Genomic DNA, 23,425 nt, shown 5'->3' on the forward strand with positions numbered 1-23,425 from the left:
GGCGCGGTGGTGGGGTTGGTCGCCCGCCGCTCGGAGCGCCTGGCGGAGGTGCTGACCGACTGCCAAGAAACCTCGCCGGAGTCGACGATGTGGGTGCTCGATCTGGGCGATACCGCCGCGGTCGACCGGTTCGGGTTGCGAGCCTGGGACGACCTGGGCGGCATCGACGTTCTGGTCAACAACGCCGCGACGCCGAAGCGTCGTGTGGTCGAGCTGCTGGATCCGGCCGACGTCGAGGCGATCATGCGGGTCAACTTCTTCGCCCCGATGCGGCTGACGTTGGCCATCTTGCCCCGGATGCTGGACCGCGGGCACGGCGTCATCGTCAACGTGTCCAGCGTGGGTGGCCGGCTGGGAATCATCCACGAGGCTGCCTACTCCGCCAGCAAGTTTGCGCTCTGCGGCTGGAGCGAGTCGATGGCCGTCGACCTGCACGGCACCGGCGTCTGTGTGAAGCTGATCGAGCCGGGGCCCGTCGACACCGAGATCTGGGATCAGCCGGGCAGCGAGGAACCCCTCTACCAGGGGCCCAAGGTGCCGGCCGCCGAGGTGGCCGACGGCATCATCGCGGCGCTGGGCAGCGACCGTTTCGAGCATTGCCTGCCGGACATGAAGGCGGTCGTCGACGCCAAAGACGCTGACCTCGACGCCTACATCGCCGGCGCGGCCACTGCCCTTTCCGCCAAGGCACCCTGATGCGTGCGCTGGTGTTCGGCGTACCGCCCGAGTCGTCGGATGGGCCCGACGACGCATTGACGCACAGCCCGGTTGCGCTGCAGCAAGTCGCGGATCCTCCACTGCTGCACGATGATTGGGTGATCACCCGGCCCCGGCTGACCGGTATCTGCGGCTCGGACTCCAAGCAGATCTTGCTTGACTTCGGCGAGGGTGACGCCGATAACGCGATGGCGCCGTTCTGCTCGTTTCCTCAAGTCATGGGCCACGAGGTGGTCGCCGACGTGGTGCAGGTAGGGCCGAAGGTTCGGGACCTCGAGGTGGGTCAGCGCGTCGTGCTCAACCCGTGGCTGTCCTGCGCGCCGCGGGGCGTCGAGCCGCTCTGCCCAGCTTGCCAGCGCGGCGATTACAGCCTGTGCTGGAGTTTTTGCGAGGGCGACATCAAACCCGGGATCCACACCGGGGTGTCGGCCGACGTGACCGGTGGCTACGCCGAGTTGATGCCGGCCCACGACAGCATGCTGTTCGCGGTGCCCGAATCGGTACCCGACGAGTTAGCCGTATTCGCCGATCCGTTTTCGGTGTCGCTGCACGCCATCACCCGCCACCCACCGCCGAGATCGGGCCGGGTTTTGGTCTACGGCGCCGGCTCCCTGGGATTGTGCGCGGTGGCGATCCTGCGCACCCTCTACCCGGACGTGGCGGTCGCGGTAGTGGCCCGGTTCGATGCCCAGGCGCAGCTCGCTCACCGGTTCGGCGCCGCGATCGTGCTGGCCCACGAGCCCCGGCTGGCCGTGATCGAAGAGCTGGTGAGTTGGGGCGGCGGCCGGCTGTGGCAGCCACTGCAAGGTTTGCCGATGGCACACCCCGGCGCCGTCGACGTCGTCTACGACACAGTCGGAAAGCCGGAAACGTTCGAAGTCGGGGTGCGGGTCCTGACCTCGCGGGGGACGCTGGTCAAGGCCGGCGTGCACGCACCCGGCCGGTGGGAGTGGAGTCCGTTGTACTTCAAGGAGATCAGCTGGGTCGGCAGCAATGCGTTCGGGTTCGAGGAGGTTGACGGCCAGCGCAAGCACGCTATCGCGCACTACCTCGACCTGGTTGTCGACGGCCGAATTAATCTGCGTCCCATGCTGACTCACACCTTCCGGCTCGAGGAATGGCGGGATGCCTTCCTGTCGATCGCCAACCAGGGCGAAAGCGGCGCAGTGAAGGTCGCCTTCGACCAGCGCTAGAAGCCGCGCGGAAATCGCGTGTGAATTGACGGCCTTGACTGTGCAATCAGGGCGGGAAAGTCGGCGAAATTCCGCCGTACACGCACACTCGACGCCACAGATTCACACTCGACGCCAAGGCTTGCTGACGCAACTACATCGGGTTGGCGCGCAGATACGTGTAGACGCCGGCAAAGTTGGCGTTCACGTCTTCAGGGATAGGTACCGGGCCGCCCAGGGCCCTTGCACCCCAGACGATTTGAGCGGTGCGCTCGACCAGGGCGGTGACGTGTAGTACCTTGTCGGGCCGCGGACCCACCGCCACCAGGCCGTGGTTGGCGATCAAGGCGGCGGCCCGTCCTTCCAGCGCCTTTACCGCGTTGCTGCCCACCTCGGGTGTGGCCGACGCGGCGTAGTCGGCGCAGCGGATGTCGCCGCCGCAATAGATGGCGAATTCATCAATGCACGCTGGAATCGGCTGCTGTGCGATGGCGAACATGGTGGCCCACACCGGATGACTATGGATGACGCTGCCGATGTCGTCGAATGCCTGATAACAGGCCAGGTGCAACTTCATCTCCGTCGATGGTGATCGGCCCTCGGCGGCGTGCAGCACGCCGCCGTCCGGATCGACCACCACCAAGTCCTCGAGCGTCATGTCGGAGTAATCGACCGACGACGGGGTGATGACGAGGTTGCCGTCCTCTCGCCGGGCCGAGATGTTGCCCGCCGTTCCCTCGACCAGCCCGCGGCGCAGCATGTCTTTGGCCGCTGCCAACACCGCGGCCTCCGGGTTGACCACGGATCTCACGGATGTCATGGTCCTAACACCTCCGGGTTGACGATATGGGCGGGCATCTTGCCGGCCAGCAGGGCTTCCAGATCGTCGGCCACCATCTGTGCCTGCCGCGCTTCAGTGTTCCACGTGGCTCCGCCGATGTGGGGCGTGAGCACCACATTGGGCATCGCAACCAACGGGTGATCGGTCGGCAGCCATTCCCCGACGAAGTGATCCAGACCCGCGGCGGACACCTTGCCGCTGCGCAGCGCCTCGACCAACGCGTCGGTGTCGTGCAGCTGCGCCCTGGCGGTGTTGAGGAACACCACGCCGTCGCGCATGGCCGCGAACTGGCTGGCGCCGATCAGCCCGGTGGTGTCGGCGGTGACGGGCGCGTGCAGCGAGACGATGTCGGCCTCGGCGAGCAGTTCGTCGAGGCCGTGCCGAGCCTCGTCGTTGTACGGGTCATAGGCGATGACCCGCATTCCGAGCCCGGCCATCCGCCACTGCACTGCCCGCCCGACGGCGCCCAGGCCGATCAGCCCTGCTGTTTGGCCGGCGAGTTCCCACCCGCGGAAGCGCTGATACGGGATGCTGCCGTCGCGGAAGACCTCTCCGGCCCGCACGTCGGCGTCGGCACCCAGCACCTGGCGGGTGGCGGCGAAAAGCAGGGCGAGCGTCATCTCCGCGACCGCGTCCGCGTTGCGGCCGGGGGTATGCAGCACCGGAATCCCGGCCGCGGTCGCACCCGCGACGTCGACATTGTTGGGGTCCCCTCGGGTGGAGGCGATGGCCCGTAATCCCAATTCGAACACCGGCCCGCTGATCGAATCGCTCTCCACGACAACGACATCGGCGGTTTCGTCGGTGATCCGTTGAGCCAGTTGCTCGGCGGTGTAAATACGCAGCGGGATCTGCTCGATCCACGGGTCGTAGACCACATCCGCCAGCTGTCGCAACTTCTCGAACCCCTCGCCACGCAACGGGGCGGTCACCAAAGCACGCGTCACGACTGCCAATGCTGGCGTACGGTGACGCCCGTGTCACGCGAAGAGGTCACAATCGGCATCGACATCGGCACCACCGCCGTCAAAGCGGTGGCCGCCGACGAAGAGGGTCGGGTGGTCGCGCGGGCACGAATCCCCCACGAGTTGCGAGTGCCTACCCCGGACCGGTTGGAGCACAACGCCGATGAGGCGTGGCGGCTGGGTCCGCTGGCGGCGCTGGAGCGATTGGCGCGGCCGGATGCGCTGGCGGTGGCCGTTTCCGCGATGGTGCCGTCGCTGACCGCCGTCGATTCCGGCGGCCATCCGATCACGCCGGGGCTGCTGTACGGGGACAGTCGGGGGCGGGCTGCCGGCACGGACAGCCCAGGCGGCGCCGGCCCGTTCCCGGTGGGCGAGGCCGCCGAATTCCTGCGCTGGACGGCAACCCAAGCCCCCGCTGCGGCCGGCTACTGGCCTGCACCGGCGGTGGCCAATTACGCGCTGGCCGGCGAGGCCGTCGTCGACTTTCCCACCGCCTACACCGCGTCACCGCTGTTCGACGGCAACGGCTGGAACGTCGACGCCTGCGCGGAGCGCGGTGTGACGGTCGACCGGATGCCGCGGGTCGAAGCACCGGGTGTCACCGCCGGGCGGCTGCGCGCGACCGGCGCCGTGCTGGCCGTCGGTGCCATCGACGCCGTGTGCGAGCAGATGGTGGCCGGTGCCGACGACGACGGCGACGTGCTGGTGCTGTGCGGCACCACCTTGATTGTCTGGGTCACAATCCCCGAGGCGAGGCAGGTGCCGGGCCTGTGGACCATCCCGCACATGACCGGAAAGAGTCAGATCGGCGGGGCGAGCAATGCCGGCGGGCTGTTTCTCGGCTGGGTCGACCGTGTCCTGGGACCGGGCGACCCGGTGGCGGCGGATCCGCGGCGAGTGCCGGTGTGGTCGCCCTACCTACGCGGCGAACGCACGCCCTTTCACGATCCCGACCGTCGCGGGCTGCTCGACGGCCTGGATCTCACCCACGACGCGGCAACGCTGCGGCGGGCAGCCTACGAGGCGTCGGGCTTCGTCGTCCGCCAGCTCATCGAGCTGAGTGGGGCGAAAGTCTCGCGAATTGTGGCCGCCGGCGGCGGTACTCGAGTCGAGCCGTGGCTGCGGGCCATCGCCGATGCCACCGGCCGACCGGTGGAAGTGTCCGGGGTGGCCGAGGGAGCGGCGCTGGGTGCGGCTTTCCTCAGCCGGATGGCGGTAGGCCGAGAATCGTCGATCATCGACGCCGCCCGATGGGCCGCCGTCGAGCGCATCGTCCAACCCGATCCGGCCTGGACGGGCCCGATGGAGGACCGCTACGGCCGGTTTCTGGAACTGACCGAAGTTCTACGGTAGCTCTGCGGAAAGGTAGCGGATGTCACCGAAGGCGACCATCGTCGGGCCCTCGGGGAAGTCGAAACCGTTGTCGGCGTACAGCTCCGGTGTAGTGCGCACGGTGGTCCGCCAGCCGCGTTCGGTCAGGTACTGCGCGACGTCGTTACGCTCGCCGTCGTAGACCAGCTCGGCCCAATTCATGTTCAGCCCGAGGCGGCGCCAGCGCTCGCTGATCTCTTTGCCCCGATTGGCGATGCGACCACTGATGTCCGGGACGTAGCCGGTGCCGATTCTGCTGCCGGCCGAACTGAGCGCCGTGATGTTGTCGAACAACCGATCCTGCGCGTCCGGCGGCAGGTAGCCCAACAGTCCTTCGGCGATCCACGCCGTCGGGTGCTGAGTATCAAATCCGTTGTCCTGCAACGCTTGCGGCCAGTCATCGCGCAGGTCGATGGCCACCGCCCTGCGATCGGCGGACGGAGCCGCACCCAAATCGGCCAGCGTGCGGGTCTTGAATTCGATCACCTGGGGCTGGTCGATTTCGTACACCGTGGTCCCGGGCGGCCATGGCAGCCGGTAGGCGCGAGTGTCCAGCCCGGCGGCAAGAATGACGGCCTGACGCACGCCCGCCGCGGCGGCGTCGGCGAAGAAGCTGTCGAAGAACCGGGTCCGGACCGCCATGCCCTCGGCCAGCCGGCGCGGGGTGAATGCGGGATCGTCTTCGGCGACCTCGATTTCGCCGTTCATCATTCTGATGAAGGCGTCCACCCCGACCGCGTTGACCAGTGGTTCGGCGAAGGGATCGTCGAGTAGGGGATTCGGGCCCTTCGACGCCATCGCCCGCCGGGCGGCTACCGCGGTGGCGGTGGCTCCCACGCTGGATGCCAGATCCCAGCTGTCGCCGTCATGTCGTCTGGTGTCGTTTGCGGACATGCTTACCCTCCCTTATTTTTGCGAGCCAGTTGCGGTTGCGATGACGGAGACGATGTTGCGGAACGCGGCCAGTGCCTCGTCGGTGGGAAAGGGCCGACCGTATTCGCTGAAGAGCTCCCGTCGTGCCCGGGCGACCACCTGCCAACCGCGGTCGCCGAGATACTCCGCGACATTGTTGCGCTCGCCCTCGTAGAACAGCCCCGACAAATCAACGTCACAGCCCATATTGGCCCACCGATCGTTCATTGCCTGGCCGCGCTCGGCCATCGTCGGACCGGTATCGGGGTGATATTCGGTGGCCAGTTGACTGCCGGGAGCGCTGAGCGCGGTGATGTGGTCGAAGAGACGATCCTGCGCTTCCGGCGGCAGGTACATCAGCAGTCCCTCGGCGCTCCAGGCCGACGGTTTGGTGTCGTCGAAACCGCTCTCGCGCAATGCGGTGGGCCAGTCTTCGCGCAAGTCGATGCTGACCGTGCGCCGTTCGGTCGTCGGTTCGGCGCCCAGCCGCGCCATGGTCGCGGTTTTGAACTCGACGACCTTGGGCTGGTCGATTTCATAGACAACGGTGCCGGGCGGCCATGCCAGCCGGTACGCCCTGGCGTCCAGGCCAGCGGCCAGAATCACGGCCTGACCGATCCCCGCCGCGGCCGCGTTGAGAAAGAATTCATCGAAAAAGCGGGTGCGCACCGCCAGCGAGTCGGTTTCTGTTTGCAATTCCGCATTGCCGGTCTCGCCGACGTCGGCGGGAGTGACCTGTCCATCGACCACGCGGGTGAAGAAATCGATCCCGACCGCCCGCACCAGCGGGGCGGCGAACGGGTCGTCGATGATCGGGTTGGCGTCCTCGGTGGCCACCGCCCGGGCGGCGGCGACCATGGTCGCAGTAGCGCCCACGCTGGATGCCAAGTCCCAGGTATCGGTGTCGCTGCGCGGCATGTTTACTCCTCCTTCAGCTCGGAGCCGAGCCTCTTCATACTTAGCCAAGGTAAAGAATACTGAGGAATCTACGCCGTGTTGCTATGCGCAAGCTATGAGTGTGCTAGTAGTGCGGGATCGTCCGGGGAGGCCACCCTTTTGCGGGGAAGCGTTACCCGCGCTGTTAGTCTCGTAGACTGTCTGACACGCGCCTGGACAGCTCCTGGCCTGCCATTGCTCGGCGCGTGACGCAGGACCATCCGACGCTGGTCAGACCAGCCCCGTTGGCATGCCGCGACCAGAGACCGGCTGCACAGGAGGAAGAGTGCTTTCGGCTTTCATCTCATCGCTGCGAACAGTCGACCTGAGGCGGAAGATCCTGTTCACGCTGGGCATTGTCGTGCTTTACCGGGTGGGTGCGACCGTGCCGTCGCCCGGTGTGAACTACCCGAATGTGCAGAAGTGCATCGCGCAGGTCAGCGGCGGCGAAGCTGCCCAGATCTACTCGCTGATCAATCTGTTTTCCGGCGGTGCGCTATTGCAGCTGACCGTGTTCGCGGTCGGGGTGATGCCCTACATCACCGCGAGCATCATCGTGCAGCTGCTCACCGTGGTCATCCCGAGGTTCGAGGAACTGCGCAAAGAAGGCCAATCCGGCCAGGTCAAGATGACGCAGTACACCCGTTATCTGGCGATCGCGCTGGCCATCCTGCAAGCCACCAGCATCGTGGCGCTGGCCGCCAACGGCGGTCTGCTGCAGGGCTGCAGCCTGGACATCATCGCCAACCAGAGCATCTTCACCCTGGTCGTCATCGTGCTGGTGATGACCGCCGGCGCAGCACTGGTGATGTGGATGGGCGAGCTGATCACCGAACGCGGCATCGGCAACGGCATGTCGCTGCTGATCTTCGCGGGCATCGCCGCCCGCATCCCCGGTGAAGGCAAAAGCATCCTGGACAGCCGCGGCGGGGTGACGTTCGCCTTGGTCTGTGTGGCAGCGCTGATCATCGTCATCGGCGTGGTGTTCGTCGAGCAGGGTCAGCGCCGGATCCCGGTGCAGTACGCCAAGCGTATGGTGGGCCGGCGCATGTACGGCGGCACCTCGACGTACCTGCCGCTGAAGGTCAACCAGGCCGGTGTTATCCCGGTCATTTTCGCCTCCTCGCTGATCTACATTCCGCATCTGATCACCCAGCTGATCCGCAGCGGCACCGGCGGCTCGGGCAACAGCTGGTGGGACAAATTCGTCGCCAACTACCTGTCAAACCCGGCCAGCCCGGTGTATATCGGCATCTATTTCGGTCTGATCATCTTCTTCACGTATTTCTACGTCTCGATCACGTTCAACCCCGACGAACGTGCCGACGAAATGAAGAAGTTCGGTGGATTTATCCCGGGCATCCGGCCGGGCAAGCCGACCGCCGACTACCTGCGTTATGTGCTCGGCAGGATCACGCTGCCGGGTTCGATTTACCTCGGCGTCATCGCGGTGCTGCCTAATCTGTTCCTCAAGATCGGCAGCACGGGAACGGTGCAGAACCTACCGTTCGGTGGCACCGCGGTGCTGATCGCGATCGGCGTCGGCTTGGATACGGTCAAACAGATTGAGAGTCAGCTCATGCAGCGCAACTACGAAGGGTTCCTCAAATGAGAGTTGTGTTGCTCGGCCCCCCCGGAGCGGGTAAGGGCACGCAGGCCGAGAAGTTGGCGGAGAAACTCCAGATACCGCACCTGTCCACTGGCGAGCTCTTCAGACACAACATCAGCACCGGCACCAAGCTGGGTCTGGAGGCCAAGCGCTACCTGGACGCCGGTGATCTGGTGCCCTCCGAACTGACCAACGAACTCGTCGACGACCGTCTGACCGAGCCAGATACCGCCGACGGTTTCATTCTGGACGGATACCCACGCTCGGTGCCGCAGGCCCAAGCGCTGCACGACATGCTCGAGCGACGAGGGACCCAGCTGGATGCGGTAGTGGAGTTTCGCGTGCCCGAAGACGAGTTGCTCGAGCGGCTCAGGTCCCGCGGCCGCGCCGACGATACCGACGAGGTCATCCTCAATCGGATGAACGTCTACCGCGACGAAACCGCGCCGTTGCTGGAGTACTACCGCCGCGAGCTGAGAACCGTCGACGCGGTCGGCACCGTCGACGAAGTTTTCGCCCGCGCGCTGCGAGCCCTGGGAAAGTAACTGTGATCGCCCTGGGGGGCCTGCGCAGTCGCAAGGTCGTGCCGCAGCGCAACGCCGACGAACTCGACGCGATGGCAGCGGCGGGCGCCGTGGTCGCCGCCGCGCTGGCGGCGGTGCGTGCGGCCGCAGTGCCGGGGGCGTCGACGCACCATCTCGACGAGATCGCCGAATCGGTGATCCGCGAGGCGGGTGCGACGCCGTCATTCCTGGGCTACCACGGCTACCCGGCGTCCATCTGCGCATCGGTCAACGACCGCGTAGTGCATGGCATCCCGTCTGGCGGCGAGACACTCGCCTCCGGTGACTTGGTGTCCGTCGACTGTGGCGCAATCCTGGACGGTTGGCACGGAGACGCCGCGATCACCTTCGGCGTCGGCCCGCTCATCCCGGCCGACGAAGTGCTGTCGCAGGCGACCAGGGAATCGATGGAGGCCGGAATCGCCGCCATGGTTCCCGGAAACCGCCTGACCGACGTATCACACGCCATCGAAACCGCTACCCACGCGGCCGAGGCCCGCTACGGGCGGGCGTTCGGCATTGTCGAGGGCTACGGCGGACACGGCATCGGCAGGCAGATGCACATGGATCCGTTTCTGCCCAACGAGGGCGCTCCAGGACGCGGTCCGCTGCTGGCCCACGGATCGGTGCTGGCCATCGAGCCAATGCTGACGTTGGGAACCGGCAAGACGGTCGTGCTCGATGACCAGTGGACGGTCACTACCGCCGACGGTTCGCGTGCTGCACACTGGGAGCACACCGTCGCGGCCACCGATGACGGGCCACGCATTCTGACCCTCGGCTAGCTTCGCAGGCTCGGCGCCGGACGGGCGCGCTGTGAACCCCGCAGTGAACCGAACGGACACTTGAACCGTGTCATCAGCGGGAGGCTGGTGATTTAGATACCGGAAACCGGCGATGCGAACGCTATCAAGCGGCTGTGGGATGAACACGCCGCCGCTTTGTGGCGCTACGTGTGGCGGTTGACCGGTGATCCCGCCCGTGCCGAGGACGTGGTGCAGGAGACCTTGCTGCGGGCGTGGCAACACCCGCACGTCCTGAACAACGGGCAGTCCCCACGCGGCTGGCTTTTCACCGTTGCCCGGAACATGGTCATCGACGAGCGCCGCAGCGCGCGATTCCGCAACGAGGTGATGTCGTTCGACGGCTCAGGCCCGCCGGAACCGGCCGGTCCCGACGAGGTGAGTGGGGCGTTGAATCGGGCGCTGGTCGGGGACGCGATGGCGCAGCTGTCCGCAGACCACCGGGCGGTGGTCGGCCGCTCGTACTATCAGGGCTGGACCACCGCGCAGATCGCCGCCGACCTCGGGATTGCCGAAGGCACGGTGAAGTCGCGGCTGCATTACGCATTACGAGCCCTGCGCCAGGCTTTGTTTGAGATGGGGGTGACGCAATGACGGATTCTCGGGACGGGGAACTACCCCGCGGCCATGAACCCGACAGCCCCGACATGCTCGACGGCGAGCACGACTACGCGATGTGGGACGCGGCGTATGTGTTGGGCTCACTAGCAGACGCCGACCGGCAAGAATTCGAGACGCACCTGGTTGGCTGCGCCTCGTGTCGCCAGGCCGTCGCCGAGCTGACCACCGTCTCACCGCTGCTGTCGCTGCTCGACTACGACCACGTTGTTGCGCCCGACTTCGCCGACGGGTCGGCCGCCGCGCCGCCGTGCCCTGACCTGATGACGTCGCTGCTGGCGAGGGCGGACCAGCGGTTGGCCGTTGCGTCGGAGCCGGTGGAACCGCGACCGGCGCTGATGGCGGCAACGACCGTGGATCCGCAGACCGTCTTCCCGGTCTTTCGCACCGGCAACTACGCTCCCGTCCACGACGAACTGACGGCCTTCGATCTACCGGTGCAAGGCTGCATCCCCGCCGAACTCAACGGCTGGTACCTGCGCAACGGCCCAAACCCGCGCTCAGGCGCGGGCCACTGGTGCGTGGGTGACGGCATGGTCCACGGAGTTCGGTTGGAGAACGGCCGCGCCGCCTGGTACCGCAACCGCTGGGTGCGCACCGAAAGCTTCGAGCGTCCCTTTCCGAACTACAACGATGACGGCAGCCGAAATTTGCACTCCAGCATCGCCAATACCCATGTCGTCCGCCACGCCGGCAAAACCCTTGCGCTGATGGAATTCTCGCTGCCCTACGAAATCAGCAACGACCTGGAAACATTGGGCGCCTATGACTTCGGCGGCAAGTTGATGGACTCGATGACCGCGCACCCGAAGATCTGCCCGGCTACCGGCGAAATGCATTTCTTCGGGAGTGGCAACATCTTCGAACCCCATGTGATCTACCACCGCGCTGACGCCGACGGCCAGTTGACAATCAATCGTCCTATCGACGTGCCCGCGCTGACGTTGATGCACGACTTCGCGCTGACCGCAGACCACGTGGTGTTCATGGACCTGCCGCTGCTGTTCAACCTGAGCCTTGCGCTCACGCAGCAAAACGAGCGGGATTTACCGTACCGATGGGACGACCAGCACCAGGCCCGCCTGGGCGTGCTGCGCCGCGACGACCCCGATGGCCGGTTGCAGTGGTTCGACGTCGACCCGTGCTTCGTCTTCCACGTCGCCAACTCCTATGACGAGGGGAACTCGGTTGTGCTGGAAGTCCTCCGCTATCCGGAGATGTGGCGCGACAGCAGCGAGTTCGGGACCGATGCCGAGTTGTGGCGCTGGAGCATCAACCTGGACACCGGAATGGTGCAGGAGAGCCAACTCGACGACCGCGGTGTGGAGTTCCCGCGCGTAGACGACCGGCTGGCCGGCGCGGCCGCCCGTTATTCCGTGGCCGTCGGTAGCGGCGCGCTAGTCCGCTATGACCTGCAGCGTGATACCGCCTCCGAGCACCGCTTCGCAGCCCGCGGCAGCCTTGGAGCGCCGAGTGCGCCAGGTGAGGCGGTGTTCGCGCCGGCCGTCGGGGAGTCCGACGAGCTCGCCGGCTGGTATCTGACTTACGTCTACGACCCGGTAACCGACGGCAGTGACCTGGTCATCATCGATGCTTCGGACTTCGAGGGCGACCCGGTGGCTCGCGTCCGCCTGCCCCGCCGGGTCCCGCACGGATTCCACGGCAACTGGATCCCCGACTAAATGCCTGACCTGCGGGAGTGCCGCCGCGGTGAACTGGAACGACGCCTAGCTCGTATCACTATCAGTATCAGGAGGTGATCGAGTGAGTCGGGCTACCAGCGCATCTAACAGCGAGGCCGCTTTGATGAAGGCGCTCTACGACGAGCACGCCGGAGCTTTGTGGCGTTATGCGCTTCGGTTGACCAACGACGCGGCCCGGGCCGAAGACGTGGTCCAGGAGACCCTGTTGCGGGCATGGCAGCATCCAGAGGTCATGACCGACAGCGAGCGCTCGCCGCGTGCGTGGATGTTCACCGTCGCCCGCAACATGATCATCGACGAGCGACGCAGCCCACGGTTCCGCAATTTCGGTGGTTCGCTGGACGAAGAAGGGGCACCCGAGCAACCGGCTCCCGACGAAGTCGACGCGGCGCTGGACCGGATGCTGATCGCCGACGCCATGGCCCAAATGTCGGCTGATCATCGAGCCGTTGTCGAGCGGTCCTACTACCGGGGCTGGACCACCGCGCAGATCGCCGCCGATCTTGATATCGCCGAAGGCACCGTGAAATCGCGACTACACTATGCCATGCGCGCAATGCGACTCACTCTGCAGGAGATGGGGGTGACCCGATGACGATTCTCCGGGCCATCCAGAAGGCCGTCGGCTTCGAATACTCGTTTATGGCAGCAGATGGAGGGACACGATGAAGGTGATCCGAGGTCTCGGCCCGCCCGGCGACAGCGGCTTGCCCACCGGCGACAGCCACGAGTACGCAATGTGGGATGCCGCCTACGTGCTCGGATCGTTGTCACCGTCCGATCGACTTGAGTTCGAGGCGCACCTGAGCGTGTGCCCGTTGTGCAGGGAGGCCGTCGCCGAACTCAGCGGCATGCCGGCCCTACTGTCGAAGCTCGATAGCGACACGGTGGCTGCGATCAACGTGGCCGACCAAACCGCCGAGCCCCTGGCGACGGCTCCGGACTTACTGCCGTCGTTGCTGTTCGCAGTCCGCCGGCAGCGGCACCGCTCGCGCGTGATGACGTGGTCAGCTTCGGCCGCCGCTGCCGCTGTGCTGGCGATCGGTGTGTTCGTCGGCGTTGCGAACCATTCCCCGACGTCTGCGCCGCCGCAGGCGAGCGTGTCGGCGCTGCCGATGGCCCAGATTGGAACGAAGGAGCTGGCCTCCACGGTGTCGTTCAGCAGCCAAAACTGGGGCACCGTAATCGACCTGCGGTGCGTCTGCCTGGCGCCGGTGTACGCCCACCACGACAGGCTGGCGATGGTGGTCGTGAACCGCGACGGCACCCACACCCAGCTGGCGACCTGGGTAGCCGACCCCGGCCATACCGCGACGCCCGGCGGCAGCATCTCGACGCCGGTCGGCCAGATCGCGGCGGTGCAAGTGGTTTCCGCCGACAACGGCCACGTACTACTCGAGCGCTCGCTGTAAATCCCGGTCGGACAATAGGATTCGACTCGGTGGACTACCCGCGGGCCATCCAACTGTGAAACAGGCTAGCCGGGTCGTAGGCGGCGCGCACCTGATCTAGGCGCGCCATGTTCGGATCGGTGATGAACTTCGCCGGACGTCTGGTCAGATTCTCGTCGGCTGGGTCCAATCGCAATCGCGTTGATCGTCAGCCGGATCGCGCCACCCAGTGAAGAGCGCCAGGTAGATCTCGCCCCTCCAAACCGTAGACCCTATCTGTACGGTCCGCGGTCAGCTACGTGGGGCCAGCACGCCCTGGCACTGAAAGAACTTACGCAGCAACGGGTTCGACGGAGACCGGGTTTGGCATTGCGACTGGTTCGGGCCTATCTGCTCAGCCGCCGAGGTGCAGTCGACCGCCGCTCGAATCCGGCGACGCCACATTGTCTATCGCGGTGAACTTCTCGTCGACGTCCTGCGTGGTACTAGTAGGAGGTTTGAGATGAATCCGTTGCTGATGGTCTACTTTTCGGTGGGCATGTCGTTCGCTGGACTTGGCCTGCTGAAGTTGCAAGCGCGACTTGAGCAATGGGCTTACGAACGCCACGCAGAGGACTGAAGTGAGCCGTCAATTGAGGCGTTCCTCGGAGCTGATGCCAGTGCCGAAAGGTCGACCGACTCGGTCGCTTCGGATCCTCGTTGTCGGCGCCGGTGTGGGTGGCATTTCCATTGCTCGGGGATTGTTGCGCGACGGACATGACGTCACCGTCTTCGAACGGCGGCCGGATGTGACGGCAGGTGGGGGCGCCGTAACCATCTGGCCCAATGGCGCGACCGTTCTGGGGCAGCTGGGGGTCGATATGGATGGGGCCGGTCAGCTGTTGTCCACCCTGCGGGTCATGACGTCCACGGGTCGCCCGGTCGCCACTTTGGACCTGACGGCGATCGTGGACCGGCTCGGGGCACCGGTTCGGATGGTCCCACGTCGGGTCCTGCTGGAACGACTGTTGGAGGGCTTTCCGACCGATCGCATCTGGTGCAATGCCCGTGCCGTCGGGGTCGTCAGTACGCAAGACGGAGTTCGGCTCGAGTTCGACGACGGCAGCTGGACCGAAGGAGATTTGTTGATCGGTGCGGATGGCCTGCACTCAATGGTTCGAGACGTCGTCGGCGCGCAATCCGCGGAGCCGACCGGCTGGTGCAGCTGGCAGGGACTGGTCACCCTGCCACACGTCGCCGACAAGCATGTCGCGCAAATGATTATCGGCGCGCACGGAAGCCTGGGCCTGTGGCCGGCTGGAGGTTCGGATGTGCAGTGGTGGTTCGATTTGCCATGGTCGCCCGACTTCGTCAGACCGGGACGTCCGATCGACATGATCCGTTCCAATTTCAAAGGATGGTCCGAGTCGGTCGATCGAGTACTCGCGACATTGACCGACGAGGATCTGGCCCGGTCGCCGTTCCCGCATTTTCGGCATCCGATCCCCCGCTCGGGCCAGGGCGCGGTGACGTTGCTCGGCGATGCCGCACACACGATGCCGCCTACCCTTGCGCAAGGGACCAATCAGGCGCTCCTCGACACAATGGTGTTGTGCAAGGCGCTGTCAGGCTTCCGGAACGGCGTGAACGGCAGTAACGGTGATCTCTCCGGCGCCCTGCGCTGGTACGAGAACACCAGGCGACGCAAGGTCAAGGCCGTGTCCTGGGTGACCACGCAGCAAGTGTCCCGCAGTGAGTCCGTGCTGAGACCGGTGGCGATGATCTCGGACCGGTTCATGACCTGGGCACTGACAAGGTTTCTGCGTTCGGTAAGTCACCGCCGGTTGTCCGCGGAAATCAGTCGAGAACTCGCGGCCGCGACAACCACCCATCTTGTCCATGCCAATGAATAAATTGAACAAGTCGCCCCGCACGAGCCCTGAAGGTGCGGCGGTATCAACGACCACCAAGGTGCCACCCGCCAAGCTGGCCCGCATTGTCGAGTGGATTCGCCACCACCTGTATCGGCTCCATCAACGGCTGACACCCGCGCCGGCAGCAATGATGGAAATGATCGTTGCCACCTGGACGTCGCAGGCGATCACCGTGGCGGCCCAACTCGGCGTCGCCGATGCCCTCGCCAACGGCCCGCTGCCGATCGACGAATTGGCGGCCCGGGTGGACGCGGACACGGACGCGCTACGCCGGCTGCTGCGGGCGTTGATCGGCCGAGGCATCTTCCGTCATCGCCGCGACGGCCGCTATGAGCTGAATTCCCTTGCGCGCACCCTGCGTTCGGACGCGCCGATCTCGATGACTTGGGCGGCCCAGTTCTACGGGTCGCGGGAGCAGCGCGAACGCTGGACCCTGCTGGTGGACTCAATCCGAACCGGGATTTCGGTCGTCCCGGCATTGCGCGGCAAGGAGAGCTTCGACTACTTCGCCGACCAGCCCGAGCTTGCCGAACTTTTCAACCAGACGATGACCAGCGTTTCGGAGCTGACGGACGCTCCGGTGGTCGCTGGCTACAACTTCAGCGCCTACCCCACGATCGTCGACGTCGGCGGCGGGCACGGCCCACTGCTGGCCGCCATCCTGGCCGGGGCGCCGGCTTCGCGGGGCGTCCTGTACGACCTGCCGCGGGTCGTCGCGAGCGCCCCAAACCTGTTGCGCAAGCAGAACGTCGCCGACCGGGTGGGTATCGTGGAGGGGTCGTTTTTTGACAGCGTTCCCGGCGGCGGTGACGCCTACATCCTCAAGAACATCATCCACGACTGGCCCGACGAGGAGGCGGTGCAGATCCTGCGTAACGTTCGCAGCGCAGCCGGCCCCCAAGCCACGGTGCTGCTGATCGAATTAGTCATCCCCGACCACGACCGTGACTTCCCCGGGAAATGGGTGGATTTGGAGATGCTGCTGAACTTGGGGGCCCGCGAACGCACCGCGGCCGAGTACCGAGACCTGCTCAGCCGAGCCGGATTTCAGATGACACGTGTGGTGGAAACCGCTTCACCCCTCAGCGTGGTCGAGGCCCGACCGGCGTAACTGCAAGCACCGTGAGGCTGGCAAGTCGGGTTAGCCCTTACCCCGTATGCAAACCATCGAGGCCGATGGGAACCGTCCTGGTCGCCTTGGCGCAACGCGTGAACTTCCGGGCCCCGCCCGACGTCGTAGTAGATATAGGAGGCGGTAACGACGATGCGCAACTCAGACCGAGCGTGGGTGGCACTGGCCGGTGGCGTGGCGGCCTACGACCTGATCGCCACCGATGACGAGCAGCTGACCAACGCGGCCCGCCGGTACTTCAAGTCTCAGCCGATTGCCACCGCGTCGATGATCTTGGTGACAGCCCTGCATCTGGTCGGCGGCATACCGCCATGGTGCGACCCGATCACGCTGACGTTCGCCGCGTATCGACGGCTGCTGCGGCGGCAATTCTGGCTTCGCCCAAAAGCAGAACAGCGGGACAGCCTGCTGGCTGCGACCGTTGTTCGCAAGTTTGCCGCGTGAAGCACGGTAGCCCGCTCTAGGTGAAGAACGGGCGGGGATTCTATGCAGCGGTCCTGTTCTGCCCGACTGAACCGCTAGCGGTTCTGCATCGTGTAATTACTGGGACCCGAGGTCCTGGCCACCCAAGAAAACGACCGGAGATCGCGGATGACTAAAGAGACCCAGCACAACCACGACGCCGTTGTCATCGGCGCGGGGCCCGCGGGTCTGGCTGTCGCACGCGAACTCGATCATCAGCATGGCATCAAAGCGCTCGTTCTGGACCGCGCAGCGGCCCCGGCGATTTCGTGGCGCGGACGCTATGACAACTTCCGGCTCAACACGACCGGGTTCTTGTCGCACCTCCCCGGACAACGGATTCCCTTGAACGCCGGCCGCTGGCCGACCAAGGAGGACATGGTCCGCTATTTCGATCACTACGTTCAGCGGCAGAACATCGCGCTCCTGCTCGGATGTGAAGTCCATCGCGTCGACCGTGGAGGGGGAGTCTGGCAACTTGACACTTCGTCGGGTGAAATCCGCACCCCGGCAATCGTCCTCGCCACGGGCAACTATAGCGCGCCCACCATCCCTGCATGGCCTGGACTCAATCGCTTCGACGGCGAGATCGTTCACTCCGGGAACTTCACAAACGCGTGGCCCTACCGTGGCCGCGACGTCCTCGTTGTTGGCGCAGGCAATTCGGCCGCCGACATCGCTGTTCAGCTCGTTAACGACGGCGCGCGACGGATCTGGCTTGCGGTGCGCACACCGCCGCACCTCGTGCGGCGGGCCATAGGTCCGTTTCCGTCGGATATCTTCCTTGAGCTGTCCTCGAGGATCCCGGCACGCATGATCGATCCGCTGATCGCGCGCATGAACCGCCTGATGTGGGGTGACCTGTCGGCCTACGGCTTCCAGCGACCGCCGCTCGGGCTGAAGGCTACGGTGGAAAAACTAGGTCGCATCCCGACGCTGGCCGACGAGCTCATCGACGTCGTGCGGGTCGGGCGTGTCGAGGTCGTCGGCGCCGTCAAGGCGATCGAATCCCGCGGCGTGATCCTCGCCGACGGCACGTCCGTTGCGCCGCAGGTGATCATCGCCGCCACCGGGTTCGGCACGGATCTCGACGGTTTGGTCGGACATCTTGGCGTCCTCGACGAGCACGGTAACCCGCGCGGCGGCTTTGCCTCGCACGTCGGCGACGGAATGTTCGCGCTCGGATACGGCATTCCGCCCAATGGCCCACTCCGGGCCATCCGCGTCAACGCGACGCCATTGGCCGCCGAGGTTGCGGCCTACCTAAACCGGATTGGTCCATCCGTCCGGGCGCCACTTGCCTGTGCGTCCGCGGACCTCGGAGCACCAGGGCGGCAGTTTCGAACGTTTGACGGCGGTGTCTCCATCGCGATGCAGGCTTTGATGGCGCGCACGAGAAGCAAAGGTGCACAGTGATTTTACTTTCGACCGAAAAGACCTTCTTGCGTGGCGCAGACGGTTACGAAACGGCCCGTCGGGAAACGGTTTGGAATGGCCTTCTGCCGGAACGCTTTCCCGATGTAATCGTGCAGGCGCAAGACACCGACGACGTGGTTGCAGCGATCCGTTATGCGCGGGCCAACGGACATCACGTCGGCGTATGTTCGGGCGGACGCAGCTGGGCGGCCAGTCACCTACGCGACGGTGGCCTGCTGCTCGACGTCAGCCGCCTCGATCACTGCACTGTCGAACCGGATCGGATGACCGCGAACGTCGGCCCGGGCAAATCCGCCAGCGCCTTCGCGACCGACCTGGACGCGCAAGGGCTCTTCTTTCCCGCGGGTCACTGTGAAGGCATTCGCCTCGGTGGCTATCTTTTGCAGGGCGGATACGGCTGGAACAGTTCGGTGGTCGGGCCGGCGTGCGAGAGTGTGCTTGGACTGGAAGTCGTCACCGCCGAGGGTGAACAGATCTATTGCGACCCCGAAAACCATCCAGACCTGTATTGGGCAGCCCGCGGCTCGGGGCCGGGCTTCTTCGGTGTCGTCACTTCTTTCAAACTGCGTATTTACCCACGTCCGGCGGTTTGGGGTACCTGCCTGTACATGTACCCGATCGAGGTCGCCGACGAGGTGTTCACCTGGGCGCGCTCGATCAGTTCTGAACTCGACGACCGGGTAGAACTGCAGATCCACACCGCGCGCAGCTTTCCGGGAGCCGGGCTCAACCAACCCGGCATCACGATCGCCTCGCCAGTATTCGCCGATTCGGAGGAAGAGGCGGTGAAAGCCCTTGCCCCGCTGGGTACTTGCCCGGTCATCGATAGGGCGATCGTCAACCTCCCTTATGCTCCGACAAATTTGGCCAATTGGTATACCGCCGTGATGACCAGCTACCCGGAGGGGCACCGCTACATCGCCGACAGCATGTTCACGTCCGCTTCCGCCGCAGAATTGCTGCCGGGCATTCGCAGAATCATCGAAACCATGCCGCCGCACCCCTCGCACTTCATTTTCACGGGCTGGAAGACGTCCCCGGAGCGTGCGGACATGGTGTACGGCTTGGAAGACGAGATCTACCTGGCGCTCTTTACCATCTGGCAGGATCCGGCCGACGACGAACGGTATCGCGACTGGGCCGGGTCCAACATGGCGGCGATGTCGCATTTGGCGACCGGCATCTCGCTCGCCGACGAGAATTTGTGCCGGCGTCCGGCGCGATTCATCACCGAACCGAACATGGCACGTGTCGAGAAGGTGCGCTCGGCCTACGACCCGGATGGTCGATTTCACAGCTGGATGGGCGGCGTCTGACCGCTGGCGGCCGTGGCCGGTGTGTCGCATGTGAACCAAACAGGCGCTGCGATCGTTTCACCAGTAAGGAGGTGAACGCAGTGCCTATGCCAACCAGTTCGCCGGGTGCGGAAGCCGAGCTGATGACGACATTCTACGACGCACACGTGTTCACCGTCGCCGCAACATAGTTCATCGGCGAGAGCCGCACCGCACACCGACTACTGATCGCTGACGCGACGGCACAACTAGCCGCCGAACGTCGCGCGATGGTACGCCGGTCTCGACATCGCAGAAGGCGCTATGACGCCGCGCCCGCACCATGCGGTGCGGCCATGCGACTCACAAGCAAGAAATGGGGATTACGAAATGCAGGACGTGCCAGGGGAGATGAGAGTTACACGATGATGCCGCGATGGCGGCCCGAAACGCCGCATGGCGGCGACCTATCCGGGCATAACGAGTACGCGATGTGGGATGCCGCATACGTGCTGGGATCATTGTCGTCCGTCGAACGGCGGGAATTCGAAACACACATGACCGACTGCCCCTTGTGCGGCAGCGCCGTTGGAGACCTCAGCGGCATGCCGGCCCTGCTGTCGCAGCTGGATCGCGACGAGTTGGCGGCGATCGACGACCGCAGTGGCGTAGCACCGTTGCTGCCTGACGAGTTGCTGCCGTCCGTGCTGGCCAAGGTGAGCTGGCGGCGGCGCCGGTCCCGCATTGTGACTTGGACGGCTGGGGCCGCCGCAGCCGCGGTGCTGGCGATCGGTGTACTTGTCGGCGTTGCGGGCCAATACCCGACACAGGTGCCCACGCCGCCGCAGGCGAGCGTGTCGGTTCAGCCGATGGCGCAGGTCGGGACGAACAGGCTTGCCTCGACGGTCTCGCTCAGCAGCCGGCAGTGGGGAACGTTCATCTCGATGAACTGCGTCTGCCTGGCCTCGCTGAACACCCATCACGACACGCTAGCGATGGTCGTGGTAGGTCGCGACGGGAGCCACACGCGGATGGCGACCTGGGTGGCTAACCCAGGACATACCGCGACGCCCGCTGGCAGCATATCGACACCTGTTGATCAAATCGCCTCTGTGCAGGTGGTTTCCGCCGACGACGGCCAGGTCCTCCTTGAGCGTTCGCTGTAGATTTCGCCCCCGGGTGAACCGAAGTCACCCGCAGGTCGTGTCACTCACATACAAGTTCGGCAAGTTAGGTGAGCAGATGCCCAGGAGCCAGAGGGTGGTCGACCATATCGTCGAGCACCTGGCGAGAATCGACATCCGTTACATATTCGGTGTCGACGGCGCCAACATCGAGGATCTTTACGATGCCGCACATTTCCGTTCGGACATTACCGCGGTGTTGGCCAAGCACGAGTTCTCCGCGGCCACGATGGCCGACGGGTACAGCCGCAGCGGCGCTGGTTTGGGTGTGGTGGCGGCGACGTCTGGTGGGGGCGCGCTTAACCTCGTTGCCGGCCTTGGGGAATCATTGGCCAGCCGGGTGCCGGTGCTGGCGTTGGTCGGTCAGACGGCCACCACGATGGATGGCCGGGGTAGCTTTCAAGACACCAGTGGTCGCAACGGTTCGCTGAATGCCGAGGCGCTGTTTTCTGCGGTATCGGTCTTCTGCCGACGGGTGTTGACGCCCGCCGATATCGTTTCGGCATTGCCCGACGCTATAGCGGCGGCACGAACCGGCGGCCCAGCAGTACTGTTGTTGCCCAAGGATATTCAGCAGTCGATGGTGAGCCTCAACGGCTACGACAAACGTAACGGGCGTGGTGTTGACCCGCAGCGGTCGCGCATCGGTGATCCACATCCGATCGTGCGCGCTCTGCGTCGTGCCAACGGACCCGTCACGATCATCGCTGGCGAGCAGGTGGCCCGCGATGACGCCCGAGGCCAACTCGAGGAGCTGCGGGCCCTGCTGCGCGCGCAGGTGGCATGTGTGCCCGACGCCAAAGACGTAGCCGGTATACCAGGTTTGGGTTCGTCGTCAGCACTCGGTGTGACCGGCGTGATGGGCCACCCCGGTGTGGCCGACGCGGTGGCAGAGAGTGCCGTCTGCCTGGTCGTCGGCACCCGCCTTTCGGTGACAGCTCGCACCGGCCTGGACGACGCGCTCGCCTCGGTGCCGACGTTCTCGATCGGCTCGGCACCCCCGTACCTGCCGTGCACGCACGTGCACACCGAAGATTTGCGAGGGTCGCTGACGATGCTGACCCGAGCGTTGTCCGGGCCGGGGCGGCCAAGGGGCCTTCGCGTACCCGATTTCGTGGCAGACGCCGAACTGAGTCCGCCGGCCTTCGCCGGTACGGGGGTGCGCTACCGCGATGCCATGAACGTGCTCGATCGCGTGTTGCCCGACGGGGCGGATATCGTCGTCGACGCCGGCAATACCGGCGCGGCTGCCATCCATTACCTGCCCGTTCGCCGGGACGGTCGGTTCGCAGTGGCGCTCGGCATGGGCGGTATGGGCTACAGCTTCGGTGCCGGTATCGGGATGGCTTTCGGTCGTGCCAACGACGGGTCTAGCCGGCGCACCGTGGTGATCGCCGGGGACGGTGCGTTCTTTATGCACGGCATGGAGGTGCACACCGCGGTGCAGTACCGACTTCCGGTGACTTTCGTACTGTTCAACAACAACGCCCACGCCATGTGCGTGACCCGCGAGCAGCTGTTCTACGACGACCTGTACAGCTACAACCGGTTCGCTCCCAGCCAGCTGGGGGCCGGGTTGGCGGGCATGTTCCCCGGGCTGTCTTCGGTCGACGTGGCCGACATCGACGCACTACCCGCAGCACTGGAACGGGCAATGGCCGTCGACGGTCCGTCCGTGGTCACCGTCGAGTGCTCCGCAGACGAGATCCCGCCATTCGCGGCATTCCTGAACAGACAATCTGCCAATCAGGTTGTCGAACAACAGATCACAACTCTAAAGGAGAACTACACCCATGTCCCTGCCCGCGCTTGACGACATTCACACTCACTCCGGCAGCACCGAGCCGATCGAGGGAGTGGTCCGCATCGAGACCACGCCGCTGGAGCAGACCGCCCCGATGTTCATGGCGAAGATGCGGTCGGCGTACCCGCACGAAGAGGTCTTCGGTCAGTACTGCACGGTCAACGATTATGTCGACTGCCCGCCCGACGAGCTGTTCGAATGGCTGTCGGACACCAGAAGCCTCGAGGAGTGGACCTACACGCTGCGTGACTTCACCCCTACCGATGAGCCCGGGCTCTGGCTGGCCTATGACCGGTTGCTTCCGGACACCGAGATCTACACCCGGACAGTTTCCAACGCCGAGGCCCGTACCGTCGACTACCACTGTGCCTGGGACCAGGGCAAGCACCTGTGGATGATCTACCTGATGCGGGTACTCGATGCGCAGGTGGTGCTCGGCAAGCCCGGTTCGGTGGTGCTGTGGACCAATTGCCGTCACCCGTTCTACGACCACAACCCTTATCCCGAGGCCGGTCCGCCGCAGCGCACGGGCTGGGTCGGCGACTTTTGGGACTTGTTCGGTGCCGGCCATGGGCTGGAGCTGAACAACCTCAAGACCATCGCCGAATACCGCCACCG

General features: G+C 65.2%; 22 protein-coding genes and 1 pseudogene. 18 read left to right on the plus strand and 5 right to left on the minus strand.

Annotated elements, in window-relative coordinates; genetic code table 11:
• Both VNW74_RS29400 and VNW74_RS29405 read left to right on the plus strand, forming a co-directional pair.
• Positions 1 to 696 (plus strand): SDR family NAD(P)-dependent oxidoreductase (locus VNW74_RS29400; protein ID WP_325683471.1); only part of this gene is annotated, 696 nt, incomplete at its 5' end.
• Complete coding sequence (locus VNW74_RS29405) at positions 696 to 1,910, plus strand: zinc-binding dehydrogenase (protein WP_325683473.1); 1,215 nt, start codon at positions 696 to 698, stop codon at positions 1,908 to 1,910. The genes VNW74_RS29400 and VNW74_RS29405, both read left to right, overlap by 1 nt.
• A 133-nt stretch (positions 1,911 to 2,043) precedes the next feature.
• Here the strand turns inward: VNW74_RS29405 and VNW74_RS29410 are convergent, their stop codons facing one another.
• The gene (locus tag VNW74_RS29410; protein ID WP_325683475.1) at positions 2,044 to 2,709 is read right to left on the minus strand and encodes an L-fuculose-phosphate aldolase; all 666 of its coding nucleotides are present in this window, start codon (positions 2,707 to 2,709) and stop codon (positions 2,044 to 2,046) included.
• Positions 2,706 to 3,686 (minus strand): NAD(P)-dependent oxidoreductase, encoded by a 981-nt coding sequence (locus tag VNW74_RS29415; RefSeq protein WP_325683477.1) that lies wholly within the window; start codon positions 3,684 to 3,686, stop codon positions 2,706 to 2,708. Before VNW74_RS29415 ends, VNW74_RS29410 begins: the two co-directional genes overlap by 4 nt.
• A 21-nt stretch (positions 3,687 to 3,707) precedes the next feature.
• Here VNW74_RS29415 and VNW74_RS29420 point away from each other — a divergent pair, with 21 nt between their 5' ends.
• Entirely contained in the window at positions 3,708 to 5,048 is a 1,341-nt protein-coding gene (locus VNW74_RS29420) for a xylulokinase (protein WP_325683479.1), read from the plus strand.
• Here the strand turns inward: VNW74_RS29420 and VNW74_RS29425 are convergent.
• Together VNW74_RS29425 and VNW74_RS29430 are read right to left on the minus strand one after the other, a co-directional pair.
• The gene (locus tag VNW74_RS29425; RefSeq protein WP_325683481.1) at positions 5,040 to 5,960 is read right to left on the minus strand and encodes a class I SAM-dependent methyltransferase; all 921 of its coding nucleotides are present in this window, start codon (positions 5,958 to 5,960) and stop codon (positions 5,040 to 5,042) included. The genes VNW74_RS29420 and VNW74_RS29425 overlap by 9 nt on opposite strands.
• Positions 5,961 to 5,972: 12 nt before the next feature.
• Complete coding sequence (locus tag VNW74_RS29430; protein WP_325683482.1) at positions 5,973 to 6,896, minus strand: class I SAM-dependent methyltransferase; 924 nt, start codon at positions 6,894 to 6,896, stop codon at positions 5,973 to 5,975.
• 304 nt (positions 6,897 to 7,200) lie between these two features.
• Between VNW74_RS29430 and secY the strand changes: the two genes are divergently transcribed.
• The 7 genes from secY to VNW74_RS29465 all read left to right on the plus strand — a co-directional run bounded on the left by secY (position 7,201) and on the right by VNW74_RS29465 (position 13,622).
• Entirely contained in the window at positions 7,201 to 8,526 is a 1,326-nt protein-coding gene (gene secY, locus VNW74_RS29435; RefSeq protein WP_325683484.1) for a preprotein translocase subunit SecY, read from the plus strand.
• Positions 8,523 to 9,068, plus strand: a complete 546-nt coding sequence (locus tag VNW74_RS29440; RefSeq protein WP_325683486.1) for an adenylate kinase — start codon at positions 8,523 to 8,525, stop codon at positions 9,066 to 9,068. The genes secY and VNW74_RS29440 overlap by 4 nt, the downstream gene beginning before the upstream one ends.
• A 2-nt stretch (positions 9,069 to 9,070) precedes the next feature.
• Entirely contained in the window at positions 9,071 to 9,871 is an 801-nt protein-coding gene (gene map, locus VNW74_RS29445) for a type I methionyl aminopeptidase (RefSeq protein ID WP_325683488.1), read from the plus strand.
• 96 nt (positions 9,872 to 9,967) lie between these two features.
• Positions 9,968 to 10,483: a sigma-70 family RNA polymerase sigma factor gene (locus VNW74_RS29450; RefSeq protein ID WP_325683509.1), complete on the plus strand. Its 516-nt coding sequence runs from the start codon at positions 9,968 to 9,970 to the stop codon at positions 10,481 to 10,483.
• Positions 10,480 to 12,189: a carotenoid oxygenase family protein gene (locus VNW74_RS29455; protein WP_414686821.1), complete on the plus strand. Its 1,710-nt coding sequence runs from the start codon at positions 10,480 to 10,482 to the stop codon at positions 12,187 to 12,189. Before VNW74_RS29450 ends, VNW74_RS29455 begins: the two co-directional genes overlap by 4 nt.
• A gap of 82 nt (positions 12,190 to 12,271) precedes the next feature.
• The gene (locus tag VNW74_RS29460) at positions 12,272 to 12,805 is read left to right on the plus strand and encodes a sigma-70 family RNA polymerase sigma factor (RefSeq protein WP_325683490.1); all 534 of its coding nucleotides are present in this window, start codon (positions 12,272 to 12,274) and stop codon (positions 12,803 to 12,805) included.
• 70 nt (positions 12,806 to 12,875) lie between these two features.
• A complete protein-coding gene (locus VNW74_RS29465) occupies positions 12,876 to 13,622 on the plus strand; it encodes an anti-sigma factor family protein (RefSeq protein ID WP_325683492.1) in 747 nt (248 codons plus the stop codon).
• Between the two features lie 34 nt (positions 13,623 to 13,656).
• On the opposite strand, the pseudogene VNW74_RS32025 reads toward VNW74_RS29465, so the two are convergent.
• A pseudogene (locus VNW74_RS32025) lies at positions 13,657 to 13,782 on the minus strand (BBE domain-containing protein); the annotation flags it as partial.
• 472 nt (positions 13,783 to 14,254) lie between these two features.
• Between VNW74_RS32025 and VNW74_RS29475 the strand changes: the two are divergent.
• The 8 genes from VNW74_RS29475 to VNW74_RS29510 all read left to right on the plus strand — a co-directional run.
• The gene (locus VNW74_RS29475) at positions 14,255 to 15,493 is read left to right on the plus strand and encodes an NAD(P)/FAD-dependent oxidoreductase (RefSeq protein WP_325683494.1); all 1,239 of its coding nucleotides are present in this window, start codon (positions 14,255 to 14,257) and stop codon (positions 15,491 to 15,493) included.
• On the plus strand, positions 15,486 to 16,625 hold the full coding sequence (locus VNW74_RS29480) for a methyltransferase (RefSeq protein ID WP_325683496.1): 1,140 nt from the start codon (positions 15,486 to 15,488) through the stop codon (positions 16,623 to 16,625). The genes VNW74_RS29475 and VNW74_RS29480 overlap by 8 nt, the downstream gene beginning before the upstream one ends.
• A gap of 153 nt (positions 16,626 to 16,778) precedes the next feature.
• Positions 16,779 to 17,090, plus strand: a complete 312-nt coding sequence (locus VNW74_RS29485) for a DUF7427 family protein (protein ID WP_325683498.1) — start codon at positions 16,779 to 16,781, stop codon at positions 17,088 to 17,090.
• 147 nt (positions 17,091 to 17,237) lie between these two features.
• A complete protein-coding gene (locus VNW74_RS29490; protein WP_325683500.1) occupies positions 17,238 to 18,524 on the plus strand; it encodes an NAD(P)/FAD-dependent oxidoreductase in 1,287 nt (428 codons plus the stop codon).
• Positions 18,521 to 19,861, plus strand: coding sequence for an FAD-binding oxidoreductase (locus tag VNW74_RS29495; RefSeq protein WP_325683501.1), 1,341 nt, complete (start codon positions 18,521 to 18,523; stop codon positions 19,859 to 19,861). The genes VNW74_RS29490 and VNW74_RS29495 overlap by 4 nt, the downstream gene beginning before the upstream one ends.
• Positions 19,862 to 20,244: 383 nt before the next feature.
• Positions 20,245 to 20,985: a hypothetical protein gene (locus VNW74_RS29500; RefSeq protein WP_325683503.1), complete on the plus strand. Its 741-nt coding sequence runs from the start codon at positions 20,245 to 20,247 to the stop codon at positions 20,983 to 20,985.
• A gap of 76 nt (positions 20,986 to 21,061) precedes the next feature.
• Entirely contained in the window at positions 21,062 to 22,816 is a 1,755-nt protein-coding gene (locus tag VNW74_RS29505) for a thiamine pyrophosphate-binding protein (protein ID WP_325683505.1), read from the plus strand.
• A partial coding sequence (locus VNW74_RS29510) for an SRPBCC family protein (protein ID WP_325683507.1) occupies positions 22,797 to 23,425 on the plus strand: 629 nt, incomplete at its 3' end. The genes VNW74_RS29505 and VNW74_RS29510, both read left to right, overlap by 20 nt.

The sequence above is a fragment of the Mycobacterium sp. genome, assembly GCF_035570115.1.
Taxonomy (GTDB): Bacteria; Actinomycetota; Actinomycetes; order Mycobacteriales; family Mycobacteriaceae; genus Mycobacterium.

Excerpts from the sequence above, each read along its gene's own strand:
- VNW74_RS29405 (WP_325683473.1), top strand. The coding sequence starts at position 696 with ATGCGTGCGCTGGTGTTCGGCGTACCGCCCGAGTCGTCGGATGGGCCC.
- VNW74_RS29410 (WP_325683475.1), bottom strand. The coding sequence starts at position 2,709 with ATGACATCCGTGAGATCCGTGGTCAACCCGGAGGCCGCGGTGTTGGCA.
- VNW74_RS29425 (WP_325683481.1), bottom strand. The coding sequence starts at position 5,960 with ATGTCCGCAAACGACACCAGACGACATGACGGCGACAGCTGGGATCTG.
- VNW74_RS29430 (WP_325683482.1), bottom strand. The coding sequence starts at position 6,896 with ATGCCGCGCAGCGACACCGATACCTGGGACTTGGCATCCAGCGTGGGC.
- VNW74_RS29440 (WP_325683486.1), top strand. The coding sequence starts at position 8,523 with ATGAGAGTTGTGTTGCTCGGCCCCCCCGGAGCGGGTAAGGGCACGCAG.
- VNW74_RS29455 (WP_414686821.1), top strand. The coding sequence starts at position 10,480 with ATGACGGATTCTCGGGACGGGGAACTACCCCGCGGCCATGAACCCGAC.
- VNW74_RS29465 (WP_325683492.1), top strand. The coding sequence starts at position 12,876 with ATGAAGGTGATCCGAGGTCTCGGCCCGCCCGGCGACAGCGGCTTGCCC.
- VNW74_RS29475 (WP_325683494.1), top strand. The coding sequence starts at position 14,255 with ATGCCAGTGCCGAAAGGTCGACCGACTCGGTCGCTTCGGATCCTCGTT.
- VNW74_RS29480 (WP_325683496.1), top strand. The coding sequence starts at position 15,486 with ATGAATAAATTGAACAAGTCGCCCCGCACGAGCCCTGAAGGTGCGGCG.
- VNW74_RS29485 (WP_325683498.1), top strand. The coding sequence starts at position 16,779 with ATGCGCAACTCAGACCGAGCGTGGGTGGCACTGGCCGGTGGCGTGGCG.
- VNW74_RS29490 (WP_325683500.1), top strand. The coding sequence starts at position 17,238 with ATGACTAAAGAGACCCAGCACAACCACGACGCCGTTGTCATCGGCGCG.
- VNW74_RS29500 (WP_325683503.1), top strand. The coding sequence starts at position 20,245 with ATGATGCCGCGATGGCGGCCCGAAACGCCGCATGGCGGCGACCTATCC.
- VNW74_RS29505 (WP_325683505.1), top strand. The coding sequence starts at position 21,062 with ATGCCCAGGAGCCAGAGGGTGGTCGACCATATCGTCGAGCACCTGGCG.